This is a genomic window from Pseudonocardia sp. (assembly GCF_035305885.1).
GTDB lineage: Bacteria > Actinomycetota > Actinomycetes > Mycobacteriales > Pseudonocardiaceae > Pseudonocardia.
In genome coordinates this window covers 1-17,889 of the sequence record NZ_DATGOP010000043.1, presented here as the reverse complement: position 1 = coordinate 17,889, position 17,889 = coordinate 1, and the positions used below count along the sequence as shown (strand labels likewise).

The following is a 17,889-nucleotide window of genomic DNA, read 5'->3' as shown; positions in this document are numbered from 1 at the left end:
AGCCGGGTGGACACTGGCCGGCATGGCCGACACCCGGGCGGACCGCACCGAGCGGTGGTTCCGGGTCGCGCTGCTGCTGAAGGGCCTCGACGGCGCCGCCGAGCTGCTCGCCGCGGTGGCGCTGCTGCTCGTGCCGGCCGCCGCCGTGCACCACCTCGTCGCCGAGGTCGTGAGCCGCGACCTGCTCGGCCCGCCCGACGGGTTCCTCGCCCGCCACCTCGTGGCGGGCACCGACGAGTTCGCCTCGGGCAACCGCGCGTTCGTGCTCGCCTACCTCGCCGTCCACGGCCTGGTGAAGATCGGGCTGGTGGGGGCGCTGCTGCGCAAGTGGCGCCCGGCCTACCCGGTGGCCGCCGCCGCGCTGGGCGTGATGGTCGCCGTCGAGCTGCTGCGCGGCGTGCGCACCGGATCGCTCGCGCTGCCGGCGCTGGCCGTGCTCGACGTCGTCATCATCGTGCTCGTCCTGCGGGAGTACCGCCTGCTCGGGCGCTGAACCTCACCGCCCGAGCAGCTCGAACGGGCTCGCGAACCCCTCCCCGCCGTGGCCCGCGGCGACCCGGCGGTCCATCAGCCCCTTGACCTCCCGCATCCGCACCGCCTCCACGCCGAGGGACTCGCGGTGGCCGATCAGGTCGTCCATCAACGCGGCCTGCACGTCGAGCGGGCCGAGGTCCGGCGGGTACTCGCCGCTCGCGACCGCCTTGCCGCTCGCCGTCACGACCGGTGGGTAGGCCGGCAGCATGCCCGCCACGCGCTCGGCGAACCCCGCCACGTCGGCGCCCTCCGCCCGGACCACCCGGAACGCGTGCAGCAGGCCGATGAGCAGCTCGTAGCCCACCGTGACGTGGCCCTGGAACTCCACGGCGCCCGCGGCCGTCGCGGCCGCCGACCGGCTGAGGGCCCGGCCGTGGTCGGTGCTCGCCCGGGTCCACCTCGCCGCCGCGCTGCGCGTGCAGGGGCGCACCGGACGACGCCGCCCGCGCCGACGGGCTGCTCGCCGCGCCCGGCGCGAGGCCGCCGAGCTGGGCATGGCCGCAGCCCTGCCCCCTGAGCCCGCCGAGCCGCCCACCGAGGCCGGCGTCCTGCGGCTCGACGGCGGGGTGTGGACGGTGCGGTTCGCCGGGCGCACCACCCAGGTCAAGGACGCGAAGGGGCTGCACGACCTGCGCGCGCTCCTCTCCCGCCCCGGCGTCGACGTGGCGGCCGTCGACCTGCTGAACCCGCACGGCGATCAGGCCGTCGCCGCCCGCCGCCGGTTCGGCGCCGACCCGGTGCTCGACGACCGGGCGCGCGACGCCTACCGCAGCCGGCTGCGCGCGCTCGACGGGGAGATCCGCGCCGCCCTCGACCGCGGCGCCGACCGGCGCGCCGCCGAGCTGGACCGCGAGCGCGCCGCTCCGCTCGACGAGTTGCGCGGCGCGGCCGGGCTCGGCGGGCGCAGCCGCAGGCTCGGCGACGACGCCGAACGCGCCCGCCAGGCCGTCACCGCGCGGATCCGTGACGCGATCCGGCGGCTGCGGGCCGACCACCCGGAGCTGGCCGAGCGCCTGGCCGCGTCGGTGGCGACCGGCACGTACTGCCGCTACCGGCCCGAGCGGTCGATGACCTGGAGCACGTGATCAGGCGAGCGCCGCCGCGACCACCTCCTGGGCCTCCTCCTGGATGCGGGCCAGGTGGTCGGGGCCGCGGAAGCTCTCGGCGTAGACCTTGTAGACGTCCTCGGTGCCCGAGGGCCGCGCGGCGAACCAGCCGCCCTCGGTGACGACCTTGAGCCCGCCCAGGGGGGCGCCGTTGCCGGGGGCGTGGGTGAGCCGGTCGGTGATCTTCTCGCCGGCCAGCTCGGTCGCCCGGACGTCCTCGGCCGAGAGCTTCCCGAGCTTCGCCTTGTCCTCCGGGCTGCACGCGACGTCGGTGCGGGCGTAGGCGGGTTCGCCGAACCGCGCCGTCAGCTCCCGGTACCGCTCGCTCGGGGTCTGCCCGGTGACGGCGGTGATCTCGGAGGCGAGCAGCGCGAGGATGATGCCGTCCTTGTCGGTGGTCCACACACCGCCGTCCATCCGCAGGAACGACGCGCCCGCGCTCTCCTCACCGCCGAAGCCGATCGAGCCGTCGAGCAGGCCCGGCACGAACCACTTGAACCCGACCGGCGTCTCCACGAGCTTGCGCCCGAGGTCCGCGGTGACCCGGTCGATCATCGACGAGCTGACGGCGGTCTTGCCGACGCCCGCGTCCGGCGACCAGCCGGGCCGGTGCGCGTACAGGTAGCCGATCGCGACCGCCAGGAAGTGGTTCGGGTTCATCAGCCCGTCGGCGGTGACGATGCCGTGCCGGTCGGAGTCGGCGTCGTTGCCGGTGGCGATGCGGAACTCGCCGCGCCGCTGCACGAGCGAGGCCATCGCGTACGGCGACGAGCAGTCCATGCGGATCTTGCCGTCCCAGTCGAGCGTCATGAACGCGAACCGCGGGTCGACCTCCGGGTTCACGACGGTGAGGTCGAGGTCGTACCGCTCCGCGATCGCCGCCCAGTACGCCACGCTCGCCCCGCCCATCGGGTCGGCGCCGATGCGCACGCCCCCCGAGCGGATGGCGTCCAGGTTCAGCACCGACGGCAGGTCGGCGACGTACGCGCCGAGGAAGTCGTAGCGCTCGAGCCCGGCCCGGTCCAGGGGCTTGCGCCGGACCCCCTTCATCCCGTCCCGCAACAGCTCGTTCGCCCGGTCGGCGATCCAGGAGGTCGCGTCGGTGTCGGCCGGCCCGCCGTTCGGCGGGTTGTACTTGAACCCGCCGTCCGACGGCGGGTTGTGCGACGGCGTGACGACCACCCCGTCGGCCAGGCCGCTCGTGCGGCCCCGGTTGTGGGTGAGGATCGCGTGCGACACGGCCGGGGTGGGCGTGAACGCGTCGTCGCGGTCGGCGAGCACGTGCACCCCGTTGGCCTGGAACACCTCGATCGCCGTCACCCACGCGGGCTCGGACAGGGCGTGCGTGTCCCGGCCGATGAACAACGGCCCGTCCGTCCCCTGCTGGGCCCGGTACTCGCAGATCGCCTGGCTCGTGGCGGCGATGTGGGCGTCGTTGAAGGTGGTGCGCAGCGACGACCCGCGGTGCCCCGAGGTCCCGAACGCGACCCGCTGTGTCGGGTCGTCCGGGTCGGGGGTGCGGTCGTGGTAGGCGGCGAGCAGGGCCTCGACGTCGACGAGGTCCTCCGGCTGCGCGGGGGTTCCGGCGCGGGGATGGTTCGGCATCTCGCACTCCCGGGTCGCGGCGGGTCTGCGTCGCTCACCATGCCACCGCTGCGGGCGGACGGCACGGTCTCACGGGTCCGTCCGTTCATCCGGGTCCCGCGGGACCTGGCTCCCGACGCGCCCACCGGCGGCCGAGTCGACGAGGATCGAGCCCCGCGGAACCCGCAGCGAGCGCCCGGCGCCTCACACCGCGGCCGCCGTGCGCTGCTGCGGTATCCGCAGGTGCAGCGGCAGGTGCCCGGCGGGGGTGCGCGGGGTCGAGTCCGTCGTCAGGTGGTAATGACCGCCGCGGGAGCGGGCGCAGAGGTACGAGCGCAGCGGCCGGGCGCCGAGCGCCTCGAGCTCGCGGGCCGCGGCCTCGGCGGCTTCGCGGGTCGAGTAGATGACCTTGCCGTCGGAGCCGGAGCGCGGCAGGGCCCTGCCCTCCACCTCGGCGCGGCTGGGCCGGCAGAAGATCGGACGGCCGGCCTTGGTGAGCCGGGCGTGGCGGCAGAGGACCTCGGCCCGGGCCTGGTCACGCACGCCCCGCTGCTCCGGCACGATCGGTCCGGTCGTCGCGTCGCTCCGGTCGGCGGTCACCTGATCCCTCCTCCGCGTCCTGTACCCCGTGATCGCGTGGGTCCCAGCCTGCCGTTAGCCGGGGCGCAGCGGGATAACACCATCGTGTTGTCGTACGAGGACGCTCACGCTGGGTAGCCACGCTCCCCCGGTGTCGATCACTGGCAGTGGCGGGCGGGCGGATCGGCGAGCGCGACGTGGACAACCCGGCGTGCCCCCGCCGGAGCCGACACCGCCCGGCCCTAGCGTGTGCGCAGAACGTGGACGAGGGGGACGCGCCGCATGTGGCACCTGCACCGGGCCGAACGGTCCGACACGCTGGCCCACGCGCTGGGCGAGCTGCTGGCCGAGCCGCCGGGTGACCCGTTCGCCACCGAGGTCGTCGCGGTGCCCGCCCGGGGCATCGAGCGCTGGCTGGCGCAGCGGCTCGCCCACCGGCTCGGGGCGGCCGACGGCGCGGCCGACGGGGTGTGCGCGGGCGTGGCCTTCCCGGCGCCCGCCGCGGTGGTCGCCGACGTCGTCGCGGCGGCCACGGGGGTCGCCCCCGACGACGACCCCTGGCAGCCGGAACGCGCGGTGTGGCCGCTTCTGGAAGTGATCGACGCGAGCCTCGACGAGCCGTGGTGCGCCCCGCTGGGCGCCCACCTGGGCGAGGCCGGGAACGGCCGCCGCTACGCGGTGGCGCGCCACCTCGCCGACCTGTTCGCCTCTTACGCCACGCACCGGCCCGGGCTGCTCACCGCGTGGCGGGCGGGCAGCGGGGAGCCGGAGGGCCGGGCGGCCGACCTGGCCTGGCAGGCCGAGCTGTGGCGGCGGCTGCGCGAGCGCATCGGCGTCCCGTCCCCCGCCGAGCGCCTCGAGACCGCGTGCGCGGCGCTCCGGGCCGACCCGGGCGTGGTGGCGCTCCCACCTCGTCTGTCGATCTTCGGGCCCACCCGGCTGCCCGCCGAGCACCTCGCGGTGCTGGACGCGCTGGCCGAGCACCGCGACGTCCACCTGTGGCTGCCGCACCCCTCCCCCGCGCTGTGGTCGGCCGTCGTGGTGCCCGACGAGGTCCCGCTGCGGCGCACCGACCCCACCGCGGACACGCCCCGCCACCCGCTGCTCGGCTCGCTCGGCCGCGACGCCCGCGAGCTGCAGCTGCGGCTGCCCACCCGCTGCGTCGACGTCCACCACGCGGTCGAGCGGCGCCCGCCCGCCACGCTGCTGGAGCGGCTGCAGGCCGACCTGCGCGACGACCGCGCCCCCGACGGGAGCTTCCGGCTGCGCCCGGACGACCGCAGCGTGCAGGTGCACTCCTGCCACGGGCCGGACCGGCAGGTCGAGGTGCTGCGCGAGGTCGTGCTCGGGCTGCTGCAGGACGACCCCACCCTCGAGCCGCGCGACGTGCTCGTGATGTGCCCCGACGTCGAGACGTTCGCGCCGCTGGTCTCGGCCTGCTTCGGGCTCGCCGACGGCCCGGACGCCCACCCCGGCCAGCGGCTGCAGGTCCGGCTCGCCGACCGCGCGCTGCGCCAGGTCAACCCGCTGCTCGACACGGTGTCTGAGCTGTTGGAGCTGGCCGACGCCCGCGCCACCGCCTCCCAGCTGCTCGACCTGCTCGGCACGGGGCCGGTGCGCAGGCGCTTCGACCTCGACGAGGCCGACCTGGAGCGGCTGCGCGAGCTCGTCGTCCGCTCCGGGGTGCGGTGGGGCCTCGACGGCGCCCACCGGGCCCCGTTCCACCTCGACGGGTTCCCGCAGAACACCTGGGCCGCCGGCCTCGACCGGCTGCTGCTCGGCGTGGCGATGTCCGGCGCGGAGCACGAGTGGCTCGGCACGGCGCTGCCGATGGACGAGGTCGAGTCCGGCGACGTCGCGCGCGTGGGCAGGCTCGCCGAGTTCGTCGAGCGGGTCGGGGCCGTCCTCTCCGGGCTCACCGGGCGCAAGCCGCTGCAGCGGTGGGTCGAGGTGCTGCAGGACGGCCTGGACGCGCTCACCCTCGTCACGGGCGCCGACGAGTGGCAGGGCGCGCAGGCCCGCGCCGAGCTCGCCGCGGCCGTGCGGGCCGCCGGGCCGCACGCCGCCACCGTCGAGCTGGGGCTCGCCGACGTCCGCGGGCTGCTGGCCGAACGGCTGCGCGGCCGCCCCACCCGCGCCAACTTCCGCACCGGCACGCTCACCGTCGCCACGCTGGTTCCGATGCGGTCGGTGCCGCACCGGGTGATCTGCCTGCTCGGGCTCGACGACGGGGCCTTCCCGCGCGCGGGCGTGCCCGACGGCGACGACCTGCTCGCCCGCGACCCCCTGGTCGGCGAGCGCGACCCGCGCAGCGAGGACCGCCAGCTGTTCCTCGACGCGGTCTGCGCCGCCACCGAGCACCTGGTCGTGGTGCACTCGGGCGCCGACGAGCGCACCGGCGCCCGCCGCCCGCCCGCGGTGCCGCTCGGGGAGCTGCTCGACACCATCGCCGCCACGGCCGGGCCGGAGGCGCTCGACCAGGTGGTGGTACGCCACCCGCTGCAGCCGTTCGACGCGCGCAACTTCACCGGTCCCCGCCCGTTCAGCTTCGACCGGGCCGAGCTGGCCGGGGCGGTCGCGGCCGCGGGGGCGAAGGCGCCGCCCGCGCCGTTCCTCGCCGAGCCGCTGCCCGCCGCCGAGCCCGACGACGTGGTCGACCTCGACGACCTGGTGGCGTTCGTCAAGCACCCGGTGCAGGGTTTCCTGCGCCAGCGGGTGGGGCTCTCGCTGTTCACGCCGGACGAGCAGGACATCGACGCGCTGCCGGTCGACCTCGACGGGCTCGCGCAGTGGCGGATCGGCGAGCGGCTGCTGCGCGACCGGCTCGCCGGGCGGCCCCTCGACCGCTGCCGGCAGGCCGAGTGGCGCCGCGGCGAGCTCCCGCCGGGCGCGCTGGGCGAGCGGGTGCTGCTGCGCGTGCTCGACGACGTGGAGCCGATCGTCGCGGCCGCCCGCCCGTACCTGGTGGGCGAGGCGGACGACCGCGACGTCGACGTCACCCTGCCCGACGGCACCCGCGTCGTGGGCACCGTCGGCGGGCTGCACGGACGCGTGCTGCTGTGCGTCGGGTTCTCCCGGCTCGCCGCCAAGCAACGCGTGGAGGCGTGGGTGCGGCTGCTCGCGCTCACCGCGGCCACCCGCGAGCAGTGGCGGGCGGTCACGATCGGGCGCGGGCAGAAGTTCGGGCTCGCGATGGCCACCGCGGGCCCGCTCGACGCGGACCGGGCCGCCGCCGAGCTGGCCGAACTCGTCGCGCTGCGCCGCGCCGGCCTGTGCGAGCCGCTCCCGCTGCCCACCGTCGCGGGCCACACCTACGCCACCCGGCGCCGCGGCGGCGCCGACCCCGCGGGCGCGCTCGAGGAGGCGCTGCGGGCCTGGACCAACGGCGCGGGCGCCGAGCGCAGCGACCCCGCGCACGTGCGGGTGTGGGGCCCGGACCCCGGCCCCGACGTGCTCACCGCGCCGGGGCCGCCCGGCGGCGAGCCCACCCGGTTCGGCACGCTCGCGCTGCAGGTCTGGTCCCCGCTGCTCGACCAGGAGGATGTGGTGCGGCTGTGACCGTGATCCCGTTCCCCGCACCCGCTGTGCTGGCGCCCGCGGCGTTCGACGTCTGCGGTCCGTTGCCCACCGGCACCACCGTCCTCGAGGCGAGCGCGGGTACCGGCAAGACCTTCACCATCGCCGCGCTCGCCGCCCGTTACGTCGCCGAGGGCCACGCCACGCTGCCCGAGCTGATGCTCGTCACGTTCGGCCGGGAGGCCACCCAGGAGCTGCGGGAACGGGTGCGGGAGCGCCTGGTCACCGCCGAGCGCGGGCTCGCCGACCCGGCCGCGGCCCGCGCTGGTTCCGACGACGTGCTGCGGCTGCTCGCCGACGCCCCCGACGCGGAGGTGGCGGCCCGGCGCGCCCGGCTCGCCCGCGCGCTCGCCCAGTTCGACGCGGCCACGATCGCCACCACGCACCAGTTCTGCCAGCAGATGCTCGCCGGGCTGGGCGTGGCGGGCGACGGCGACCGCGACGCGGTGTTCGTCGAGTCGATCGACGACGTCATCACGGAGGTCGTCGACGACTTCTACGTCCGCAAGTACGGCGCGCGGAACGCGGGGACCCCCGACTTCAGCCGCAGCGAGGCGCTCACCCTCGCCCACCGGGCGGTGCACGACGGGCAGGCCCGGCTGGAGCCGCGCAACGCCGAGCCCGGCACCACGGCGCACGTGCGGTACCGCTTCGCCAGCGCGGTGCGGGCCGAGGTGGCGCGGCGCAAGCGGGCCCGGCGGATCTACACCTACGACGACATGCTCACGCGGCTGGCCGACGCGCTGGCCGACCCGGCGCGCGGGGCGGCGGCCCGGCTGCAGGCCCGCTACCGGGTGGTGCTGGTCGACGAGTTCCAGGACACCGACCCGGTGCAGTGGCAGATCCTGCGCACGGCCTTCCACGGCTCCACCACGCTCGTGCTGATCGGCGACCCGAAGCAGGCGATCTACGCGTTCCGCGGGGCCGACGTCGTGAGCTACCTGGAGGCCACGGAGGCCGCCGACCACCACGCCACCCTGGCCCGCAACTGGCGCAGCGACTCGGTGCTGCTCGAGGCGCTCGACACGGTGTTCGGCGGCGCGGCGCTCGGCGACCCGCGGATCACCGTGCACCCGGTGGAGTCCGCCCACCCGGGCAGCAGGCTGCGCGGCGCCCCCGTCGACACCCCGTTCCGGCTGCGCGTGGCCTCCCGCGCCGGCCTGCCCACGGCGCCGCGCCGCGACCTCGCCGTCGTCGGCCCGGCTCGCGAGCTGGTCGCCCGCGACGCGGCGTCCGACATCGCGGCGCTGCTCGCCAGCGGGGCCACGGTCGCGGGCCGGCCGCTCTCCCCCGGCGACGTCGCCGTGCTGGTGCGCACCAACGACCAGGGCGCGATGCTCCGTGAGAAGCTCGCCGCCGCGGGCGTGCCCGCCGTGCTGTCCGGCACGGCGAGCGTGTTCGGCACCCCGGTCGCGGCGGACTGGCTCACGCTGCTGGAGGCCCTCGAGCAGCCGCGGGCGGCCCGGGTGCGCGCCGCCGCGCTCACCCCGTTCGTCGGCCGCACGGTCGCCGAGCTGTGCGGGCCCGACGCCGAGGCGCTGCTCGACGAGGTGGGGGCCACGTTGCGGTCCTGGGCGGCGGTGCTGCACGAGCGGGGCGTGGCCGCCCTGCTGGAGGCGATCACCACCGACACGGGGCTGCCGGGGCGGCTGCTCGGCGTGGCCGACGGGGAGCGGCTGCTCACCGACCTGCGCCACATCGCCCAGACGCTGCACGCCGCCGCGGTGTCGGAGCACCTCGGCCCGGGCGCGCTGGTGGAGTGGCTGCGCCACCGGATCGCCGATGCGGCGCAGGACGTGGTGGTCGAGCGCAGCAGGCGGCTGGAGTCCGACGCGGACGCGGTGCAGATCATCACGATCCACCGCAGCAAGGGCCTGGAGTTCCCGATCGTCTACGTCCCGTTCGCGTGGGACCGCAACGTCCGCGACCCGGACGTGCCGCTGCTGCACGACGACACCGGCGCCCGCGTGCTCGACGTCGGCGGCGAGACCGGGGAGGGCTGGAAGGAGCGGGTCGCCAAGCACCGCGCCGAGGAGGCGGGCGAGGACCTGCGGCTGCTCTACGTCGCGCTCACCCGGGCCCGCTGCCAGGTCGTCACCTGGTGGGTGCCCGCCACCACCACGGCCACGTCCCCGCTGCACCGGCTCCTGATCGGCAGGCCCGCGCCGGGCTGCGACCCGGCGGAGGCCTACCGGGTGCCCGCCGACAACGCGGCGTTGCACGCGCTGCGCGAGCTGGCCGGCCCGCGGATCTCGGTGGAGGAGGTCCGGGCGGCGCCCGCCGCGCCCACGCTGCCCGCCCGCGTGCCCGTCGGCGGCGAGCTGCGCGCCGCGGAGTTCTCCCGCCAGCTCGACATCGCCTGGCGGCGCACGTCCTACAGCGCGCTCACCGCGAGCGCGGCGGCCCACGGGCCCGGCGTCGCGAGCGAGCCGGAGGCGCCCGGGATCGACGACGAGGCGGCGGTCGAGCTACCGGCCGGGGCCGAGCCGGACGGGATCCCCCCGCTGCCGTCGCCGATGGCCGGGCTGCCGCTCGGGGCGGGCTTCGGCACGCTCGTGCACGGCGTCCTCGAGGCCGCCGACCTCACCGCGGCCGACCTGGCGGGCGAGCTCACCGCCCACGCCCGGGAGCAGCTCGGGAACCACCCCGTGCCAGGCGTCGAGCCGGAGGAGCTGGCCACCGCCCTGCTGCCCGCGGTGCGGACCCCGCTCGGCCCGCTCGCCGGCGGCCTGCGCCTCGCCGACATCGCCCCGCGCGACCGGCTCGCCGAGCTCGACTTCGAGCTCCCGCTGGCGGGCGGCGACTCCCCCGGCCCGCCGGTGGCGCTCGGTGCGCTCGCGCCCCTGCTGCGCGAGCACCTGGCCCCCGACGACCCGCTGCGGGACTACCCGGACGCGCTCGCCGGGCTCGCCGAGCAGCAGCTGCGCGGCTACCTCACCGGCAGCATCGACGCGGTGCTGCGGCTGCCCGGGCCGCGGTTCGCGGTGGTCGACTACAAGACCAACTGGCTCGGCCCGATGGGCCCGGACGGCCCCGGGCCGCTCACGTGCGCCCACTACACGCCGCCGCGGCTGGCCGAGGCGATGATCGCCTCGCACTACCCGCTGCAGGCGCTGCTCTACAGCGTCGCGCTGCACCGCTTCCTGCGCTGGCGGCTGCCCGGGTACGCGCCGGAGCGGCACCTCGGCGGCGTGCTGTACCTGTTCGTGCGCGGGATGTGCGGGCCCGAGACCCCGGCCGTGGACGGGGTGCCGTGCGGCGTGTTCAGCTGGGCGCCGCCCGCCGCGCTCGTGGTGGAGCTGTCGCGGCTGCTGGACGGTGCGGTGTGACGGCCACTGGTGTCGGCCCCGGGCCCGTCGGCACCGCCGATCTCGGCGACGTCCGGCTGGCCCGCTCCGCCGACGGCCTGCTCGGGCTGTTCAACACCGCGGGCGTGCTCGACCCCGCTGACGTGCACGTGGCCACCCGGATCGGGCGGCTCGGCGGCGAGGCGGACGAGGAGGTCCTGCTCGCGGTGGCGCTCGCGGTCCGCGCGGTGCGGCTCGGCTCGGTGTGCGTCGACCTTGCCTCGGTGAGCCGCACCGTGCTCGGCGAGGGCGACGAGCTCGTCGACACCTCCGCGCTGCCGTGGCCCGACCCGGCGCGGTGGCTCGCGGCGTGCGCGGCGAGCCCGGTCGTGGCCGACGGGCCGGACGCGCCCGGCGGGCGTCCGCTGCGGCTCGTCGACGGGCTGCTCTACCTCTCCCGCTACTGGGGTGAGGAGGAGGTGGTGCGCCGTTCGCTCACCGAGCGCGCCGCGGCGCCGCCGCCCAGGGTCGATCTCCCGCGCCTGCGCGCGGGCCTGGAGCGGCTGTTCCCCGACCCCGCCTCGGAGCGGCAGCGCCTGGCGGCCGCGGTGAGCGTGCTGCGGCGGGTCACGGTGCTCGCGGGCGGCCCCGGCACCGGCAAGACCACCACGGTCGCGCGGCTGCTCACCCTGCTGCACGAGCAGCCGGGCCCGCCGCCGCGGGTGGCGCTCGCCGCCCCGACCGGCAAGGCGGCTGCGCGGCTGCAGGAGGCGGTCGCGGCGGAGTTGCCCGCCGAGCTGCGCACCCGCACGCCGGAGGCGGCCACCCTGCACCGGCTGCTCGGCTGGCGGCCCGGCGGCCGCTTCCGCTACGGCCCCACGCAGCGGCTGCCGTTCGACGTGGTCGTGGTGGACGAGACGTCGATGGTGTCGCTCACCCTGATGGCGCGGCTGCTGGAGGCGGTGCGCCACGACGCCCGGATCGTGCTCGTCGGCGACCCCGACCAGCTCGCCTCCGTCGAGGCCGGCGCGGTCCTCGGTGACCTCGCGCGGGCGCCGGGCCGGCCGGAGGCGGCCCTCGACGCGGCGCTCGAGGCCGTGGGCCTCCCCGGCGGCCTCACCGGCGGCTCGGTGATCAACGGCGTGGTCACGCTGCGGCACGTGTGGCGCTTCGGCGGCGCCATCGCGGAGTTCGCGCGGGCCGTGCAGGCGGGCGACGCCGACGCCGCGATGGCCCTGCTGCGCGGCGGCCACGCCGACCTGGAGTTCGTCGAGTCCGAGGACACGTGCGGCGTCCACGCGGACGTCGTCGCCGCCGGGCGGGCGCTCACGGAGGCGGCGCTGCGCGGCGACGTGCCCGAGGCGCTCGCCGCGCTGGAGCGCCACCGGGTGCTGTGCGCACACCGACGCGGGCCGTACGGGGTCTCCCGGTGGAGCGCGGAGATCGAGCGCTGGCTGCGCGCGGCGCTGCCCGACGCGCCGACCGGGCCCTGGTACCCGGGGCGGCCGGTGCTGGTCACGGCCAACGACTACGACGTGGGGCTGTTCAACGGTGACACCGGCGTGGCCGTGGCGATGCCGGAGGGCCTGCGGGTCGCGTTCGCCCGCGGCGGCGCGCCCACCCTGCACCCCCCGGCCCGGCTGTCGGAGGTGTCCACCGTGCACGCGATGACCGTGCACCGCGGCCAGGGCAGCCAGTTCCGGCGGGTCACCGTGGTGCTGCCGCCCGCCGAGTCGCCGCTGCTCACCCGGGAGCTGCTCTACACGGCGGTCACCCGGGCCGCCGAGTTCGTGCGGGTGATCGGCAGCGAGGAGGCGGTGCGGGCCGCGGTGGCGCGCCCGGTCAGCCGGGCGAGCGGCCTGCGCCACCGGCTCGGGGCTGCGCGAACGGGCTGACCAGCTCGTCGGCCACCCACCGCGCCACCTCGGCCGGGTAGGGCGGCACCAGCCCGAGCACGACGTGGCCGAACCCGGCGTCGAGCGCTTCGCCGATCGCCTTGCGGGTGGCCTCGGGCTCGTCGTAGGTGACCGGGAGGTGGATGGACCGGGTGATCGAGGCGGGGTCGCGGCCGATCTCGACGCAGTAGCGGTCCAGCAGCGCGCTGCGGGACACGACGTCGTCGATGTCGCCACCGGGGATGTTCCACAGGTCGGCGTGCTCGGCCACCACCCGCAGCGTCGCCGACGACCGGCCGCCGATGAGGATCGGCGGGTGCGGCCGCTGGACCGGCTTCGGGCTGCCGAACGCGCCGGCGAGCCGGACGTGGGTGCCGTCGAAGTCGAACGGCTCGTCCTCGGTCCACAGCCGCCGGATGACCGTGCACGCCTCGGCGAGGCTCTCCACGGAGTGGCCGAAGTCGTGGTACGGCAGCCCGTGCGCCTCGTACTCGCGCCGGGCGACGGGGTGGCCGGGCCGCGAGCCGGCACCGATGCCGAAGTCCAGCCGTCCTCCGGAGACGACGTCCACGGTCGTGGCGATCTTGGCCAGCACCGCGGGCGGGCGGAACCGGTTGCTCGTCACGAGTACCCCGACCCGCAACCGGCTGGTCTGCGCGGCGAGGGCCGAGAGCAGGGTCCAGCCCTCGTAGGTCGGCCCGTCGAGGCCGCCGAAGATCGGCATGAGGTGGTCGTACAGCCAGGCGTGGGTGATCTGCGGGACCGCGTCCGCCTCGCGCCACACCCGCAGCAGGTCGGCGTAGTCGACCTGGGAGGGGGCGGTCATGATCCCGAAGCGCGGTGGGGCGAGCGGCATGGGCGCGACCCTTCTAAACGGAACAAGGTTCCACAAACGATACGGAACGCAGTTCCGTTTGACAAGCCGGCGCCGGCGAGGCACGACCCGGCGCGGACCGCGGGCGGAGGAGCGAAGATCGGGGCATGAACCCAGCCGCCGCCCGGATCAGCGCCCGGATCAGCGCCGTCACCGTCACCCCCGTCGCGTTCGCCGACCCGCCGCTGCTCAACTCGGTCGGGGTGCACGAGCCGTTCGCGCTGCGCTCGATCGTGCGGCTCGACACCGACGAGGGCCTGGTCGGGTGGGGCGAGACCTACGCCGACGACGTCCACCTCGAGCGGCTGCGCGCGGTGGCCGCCGCGCTGCCGGGCCACGACGCGTTCGCGACCCACCGCCTGCGGCAGGTGGTCGCGGACGTCCTCGGCGCGGGTGCGGGCGGCGGTGACGGCGTCGCCGGCATGATCACCGGCGCCAGCGCGGTGGACCGGGTGTTCTCGCCGTTCGAGGTGGCCTGCCTCGACGTGCAGGGCAAGGCGGTCGGGCGGCCGGTCGTCGACCTGCTCGGCGGCGTGGTGCGCGACCCCGTGCCCTACAGCGCCTACCTGTTCTACAAGTGGGCGGCGCACCCCGGCGGCGAGCCCGACGAGTGGGGCGAGGCGCTCACCCCGGACCAGCTCGTCGCGCAGGCCCGGCGGATGATCGACGGCTGGGGCTTCTCCGCGATCAAGCTGAAGGGCGGGGTGCTCCCGCCCGACGACGAGATCGAGGCCACCCGCGCGCTCGCCGCCGCGTTCCCCGGCGTGCCGCTGCGCCTCGACCCGAACGCCGCCTGGACCCCCGAGACCGGCATCCGCGTGGCGAAGGCGCTCGACGGGATCGTCGAGTACCTGGAGGACCCCTCCCCCGGCATCGACGGCATGGCCCGGGTCGCGGCGGAGGCGCCGATGCCGTTGGCCACGAACATGGCCGTGGTGGCGTTCGAACACCTCCCGCCCTCCGTCGCCGCCGACGCCGTGCAGGTGGTGCTCTCCGACCACCACGTCTGGGGCGGGCTGCGCCGCTCCCAGGTGCTCGCCGGCACGTGCGAGGCGTTCGGCATCGGCCTGTCGATGCACTCGAACTCCCACCTCGGCATCTCGCTGGCCGCGATGACGCACCTGGCCGCCGCCACCCCGAACCTCACCTACGCCTGCGACACGCACTGGCCGTGGAAGACCGAGGACGTCGTGCGGCCGGGCGTGCTGGAGTTCGTCGACGGCGCGGTCGCCGTGCCGACCGGGCCGGGGCTCGGCGTCGAGGTCGACGAGGACGCGCTCGCCGCCCTGCACGAGCAGTACCTGCGGTGCGGGCTGCGCCGCCGTGACGACACCGGCTACATGCGCCGCTTCCAGCCGGACTTCGAGCGCAAGCTCGCCTACTGGTGACGGATCACCAGCGCCCGGGCGCGCTGCCGGTGATCGCCTCCGACGGCTTGCCGTCGACGCCGACCGGCACGTCCCCGGCCAGCATCACCCGGTGCATGATCCGGGGAGCGCCGAGGTGGGCGTGGTCGCTGGGCGCGAGGTGGATGGTCGCCCGGTTGTCCCAGAACGCCACGCTGCCCGGCTCCCACCGGAACCGCACCGTGTATTCGGGGCGGACGGCCTGCTCCAGCAGCATGTCGAGGACGGCCCGGCTCTCCGCGCGGGAGAGGTCGACGATCTGCTCGACGTAGTAACCGTTGACGTAGAGGATCCGCTCGCCGGTCTCCGGGTGGACCCGGACCAGCGGGTGCACCGAGGCCACCTGGTGGTCGAGCAGGTGGCGCAGGTAGGCGTCGTCGCCGGGCCGGGGCTGGTAGCCGACGCCGAGCCGGTGCTCGGCCCGCAGCCGGTCCACGAATTCCTTCACCGGCGCCGACAGCCCGGCGTACGCGGCGGCCAGGTTGGACCAGGTCGTGTCGCCGCCGTAGGGCGGCACCGCCTCGGCCCGCAGGATCGTCGCGGCGGGCGGGTCGACGCGGGCGCCGTGGTCGCAGTGCCAGCCGCGCAGCAGGGAGTAGCGGCGCCGCTGCAGCCACTCGTCGTGGTCCATCCCGAACCGCCCGCCCAGCTCCAGCCGGTCGGCGGTGGTCTCGACCTCGGGGACGTCGGCGGGCGATGCGCTCCCCCGACGAGCGAGCACGACCGGCCGCCCGAACCGCCGCGCGAACGCCACGTGCCCGGCGTGGTCGAGCCGTTGTCCGCGGAAGAACACGACCTTCCAGCGCAGCACCGCGTCCCAGATCGCCGCGACCTGGGCGTCGTCGAGCTCGTCGGCCAGGTCGACCCCGGTGATCTCGGCCCCGGTGTAACCGGCGACCGGCTGCACCTCCACCATGCGCGCTCCGTTCCCGTCGGCGTTCCCGTCGGCGTTCCCGTCGGCACTGCCGACCCGAGCTAACCACCGGTACCCGGCCGCGCGCACCAACCGATCACACCCGCGCGCTCGTCCACCTCCGCAGGGCGTCGATGGTGGTGTCGGGCGAGGTGTTGAAGCAGAACTTGATGCCCGGGACGAGCTCGACGAGCAGGTTCACCACCCGCTCGAAGAGCGGCGTGTACTCCTCGGCCATCCGCAGGCCCGCGCCGATCACCACGACGGGGAACCGTCTGTTCGCGACGGTGTCGCGGATCTTCTCCTCGGCCTCGTCCGGGTCGTCCGAGGTCAGGCGGCAGGGCACGACGTCGAACCCGGCGTCGCGCAGCACTGCCTCACCCGCCTCGATCCGTTCGGTCAGCAGCTCCTCGGTCACGCCGGGGTAGCGGCTGTAGTCGATCGCGCTCGGGTGCATCCCGAGCGACAGGACGGCGTCGCCTCCGCTCGTCACGGCGACCTCCTCCTCGCGGTTTTCTTACGGTCGTAAGATATTACGGTCGTAAGATAAACGGCGCCCGGAAGACGGGTCAAGGTCAGGGGGGCGGATGCCGAAGAAGGTCGACCACGACGAGCAGCGGCGGCGCATCGCCGAGGCGCTGTGGCGCATCGTCGCCCGCGGCGGGCTCGAGGCGGTCAGCATGCGGGACGTGGCCGCCGAGGCCGGGCTCAGCTCGGCCCAGCACTACTTCGCGAGCAAGGACGAGCTGCTGCGCTACGCGCTCGAGCACATGGTCGAGCGCTCCACCCAGCGCATCCAGCGCCGCATCGCCGACGCGGGCGAGCTCGCCCCGCCCCGGGCCGTCCTGAAGGACGTCATCGCCGAGATCCTGCTCTCGGAGGAGCAGTACCGCGACCAGGCCCGGGTGTGGGCGGGCTACCTCGCGAAGGCGACGGTCGAACCGCGGGTGGCCGAGCTCTACCAGCGCGTCTACACCGAGCTGGGCGACATCATCGCGGGCCTGCTCGCCGCGGCGAAACGGGACGGCGACGCACCGCCCGACCTCGACCCGCACCGCGCCGCCGCCGGCCTGCTCGCCCTCGCCGACGGCCTCACGATGCACGTCCTGGTCGGCCTGCGCACCCACGAGGAGGCGCTCGCGGCGCTGGTGGACCGCCTGGACGGCCTGCTGCGCGATCCCGGGAGCTAGGCCTGCTCGGCCGAGCACCACCACGTCGTGCGGCCACCGATCCGGCCGTGTTCCATCGGCGCACCGCAGCGCGGGCAGGCCGCACCCGGCTTGCGGAACGGGATCACCTCGCCGGTGTGGGCGCCGCCGTCGGCGATCGCCGCCTCGATCGTGCGCCGCATCGCCGCGTACAGCCGGTCGAGCTCGTCGGGACCGAGCTGGTCGACCGGGGTGCGCGGCGAGATCCGGGCCTGCCAGAGCAGCTCGTCGGCGAGCAGGTTGCCCACCCCGGCGAGCACACCCTGGTCCTGCAGCCGGGCCTTCACCGGCGCCTTCCCCCGCCCGACGCGCTCCCGGAACTCGTCGGCCGAGATCGCGAGCGCGTCCGGGCCGAGGCCGTCGAGGTCCGGCTCCAGCCGCACCCGCCCGAGCCTGCGCTTGTCGAGCAGCCGCAGCCGCCCGCCGTCGGCGAAGTCGATCGAGAACCGCTGCCACTCCGGGCGGATCGCGTCCGGTTCCGGGCGGAACGGCTCGCCGCCGACGTGCTCGCCGTCGGCGCCGTCCACGACGATCCAGCCGCCCATCCCCAGGTGGATGCCGAGGTGGGGGCCGGGCTCCCCGTCCGCTGCCACGGTGTCGCACCACATCGTCTTGCCGCGCCGGTGCGCGGCGACCAGCCGGCCACCCACCAGGGCGCGCGCGATGTCGCCCGGCCGGTGCGGCCGGCACACCCACTCGTCGGTGTCGTCGACGGCGCGGATCTCACGGTCGAGCGCAGCCTCGATCGCCTGGCGTGCGCGTTCCACTTCGGGGAGCTCGGGCACGCCCCCAGTCTGGCCGGTCGCCGCCGGACGGGTTCAGCTGGAGCTGCCGAAGTCCTCCGGCGAGGCGTTGTCCAGGAAGCGGCGGAACCGTTCCAGCTCCTCGTCCTCCGCCAAGGGCTCCCCGGTTCCGCCCTCTGCCTCC

Annotated in this window: 14 protein-coding genes; 7 read left to right on the top strand and 7 right to left on the bottom strand. The window is 76.1% G+C overall.

Annotated elements, in window-relative coordinates; all coding sequences use genetic code 11:
* Positions 1-22 precede the first annotated feature (22 nt).
* Positions 23-493: a DUF2127 domain-containing protein gene (locus tag VKZ81_RS08335; protein WP_324240869.1), complete on the top strand. Its 471-nt coding sequence runs from the start codon at positions 23-25 to the stop codon at positions 491-493.
* Between the two features lie 3 nt (positions 494-496).
* Here the strand turns inward: VKZ81_RS08335 and VKZ81_RS08330 are convergent, their stop codons facing one another.
* On the bottom strand, positions 497-862 hold the full coding sequence (locus VKZ81_RS08330; RefSeq protein WP_324240868.1) for an imine reductase family protein: 366 nt from the start codon (positions 860-862) through the stop codon (positions 497-499).
* Here VKZ81_RS08330 and VKZ81_RS08325 point away from each other — a divergent pair.
* Positions 840-1,619 (top strand): hypothetical protein, encoded by a 780-nt coding sequence (locus VKZ81_RS08325; protein WP_324240867.1) that lies wholly within the window; start codon positions 840-842, stop codon positions 1,617-1,619. The two genes, VKZ81_RS08330 and VKZ81_RS08325, sit on opposite strands and share 23 nt — an antisense overlap.
* On the opposite strand, the gene pgm is transcribed toward VKZ81_RS08325, so the two are convergent.
* Together pgm and VKZ81_RS08315 are read right to left on the bottom strand one after the other, a co-directional pair.
* The gene (pgm, locus tag VKZ81_RS08320; protein WP_324240866.1) at positions 1,620-3,245 is read right to left on the bottom strand and encodes a phosphoglucomutase (alpha-D-glucose-1,6-bisphosphate-dependent); all 1,626 of its coding nucleotides are present in this window, start codon (positions 3,243-3,245) and stop codon (positions 1,620-1,622) included.
* Positions 3,246-3,428: 183 nt separating this feature from the next.
* The gene (locus tag VKZ81_RS08315) at positions 3,429-3,824 is read right to left on the bottom strand and encodes a hypothetical protein (RefSeq protein ID WP_324240865.1); all 396 of its coding nucleotides are present in this window, start codon (positions 3,822-3,824) and stop codon (positions 3,429-3,431) included.
* A 261-nt stretch (positions 3,825-4,085) separates the two neighbouring features.
* Here VKZ81_RS08315 and recC point away from each other — a divergent pair, with 261 nt between their 5' ends.
* From recC to recD, 3 genes are read left to right on the top strand one after another with little or no spacing between them, the layout of a single operon-like run.
* The gene (gene recC, locus VKZ81_RS08310; protein ID WP_324240864.1) at positions 4,086-7,361 is read left to right on the top strand and encodes an exodeoxyribonuclease V subunit gamma; all 3,276 of its coding nucleotides are present in this window, start codon (positions 4,086-4,088) and stop codon (positions 7,359-7,361) included.
* Positions 7,358-10,708, top strand: coding sequence for a UvrD-helicase domain-containing protein (locus VKZ81_RS08305; RefSeq protein ID WP_324240863.1), 3,351 nt, complete (start codon positions 7,358-7,360; stop codon positions 10,706-10,708). The genes recC and VKZ81_RS08305 overlap by 4 nt, the downstream gene beginning before the upstream one ends.
* Positions 10,705-12,561: an exodeoxyribonuclease V subunit alpha gene (gene recD / locus VKZ81_RS08300; protein ID WP_324240862.1), complete on the top strand. Its 1,857-nt coding sequence runs from the start codon at positions 10,705-10,707 to the stop codon at positions 12,559-12,561. The genes VKZ81_RS08305 and recD overlap by 4 nt, the downstream gene beginning before the upstream one ends.
* On the opposite strand, the gene VKZ81_RS08295 is transcribed toward recD, so the two are convergent.
* Entirely contained in the window at positions 12,509-13,417 is a 909-nt protein-coding gene (locus VKZ81_RS08295) for an LLM class flavin-dependent oxidoreductase (RefSeq protein WP_324240861.1), read from the bottom strand. The two genes, recD and VKZ81_RS08295, sit on opposite strands and share 53 nt — an antisense overlap.
* Before the next feature lie 125 nt (positions 13,418-13,542).
* Between VKZ81_RS08295 and VKZ81_RS08290 the strand changes: the two genes are divergently transcribed.
* Complete coding sequence (locus VKZ81_RS08290; RefSeq protein ID WP_324240860.1) at positions 13,543-14,823, top strand: glucarate dehydratase family protein; 1,281 nt, start codon at positions 13,543-13,545, stop codon at positions 14,821-14,823.
* Between the two features lie 4 nt (positions 14,824-14,827).
* Here the strand turns inward: VKZ81_RS08290 and VKZ81_RS08285 are convergent, their stop codons facing one another.
* Positions 14,828-15,757 (bottom strand): TauD/TfdA dioxygenase family protein, encoded by a 930-nt coding sequence (locus VKZ81_RS08285; protein ID WP_324240859.1) that lies wholly within the window; start codon positions 15,755-15,757, stop codon positions 14,828-14,830.
* A gap of 94 nt (positions 15,758-15,851) precedes the next feature.
* Positions 15,852-16,247, bottom strand: a complete 396-nt coding sequence (locus tag VKZ81_RS08280) for a hypothetical protein (RefSeq protein ID WP_324240858.1) — start codon at positions 16,245-16,247, stop codon at positions 15,852-15,854.
* Positions 16,248-16,341: 94 nt separating this feature from the next.
* Here VKZ81_RS08280 and VKZ81_RS08275 point away from each other — a divergent pair, with 94 nt between their 5' ends.
* Entirely contained in the window at positions 16,342-16,944 is a 603-nt protein-coding gene (locus tag VKZ81_RS08275; RefSeq protein ID WP_324240857.1) for a TetR/AcrR family transcriptional regulator, read from the top strand.
* Here the strand turns inward: VKZ81_RS08275 and VKZ81_RS08270 are convergent.
* Positions 16,941-17,747 (bottom strand): DNA-formamidopyrimidine glycosylase family protein, encoded by an 807-nt coding sequence (locus VKZ81_RS08270; protein WP_324240856.1) that lies wholly within the window; start codon positions 17,745-17,747, stop codon positions 16,941-16,943. The two genes, VKZ81_RS08275 and VKZ81_RS08270, sit on opposite strands and share 4 nt — an antisense overlap.
* Positions 17,748-17,889 lie beyond the last annotated feature (142 nt).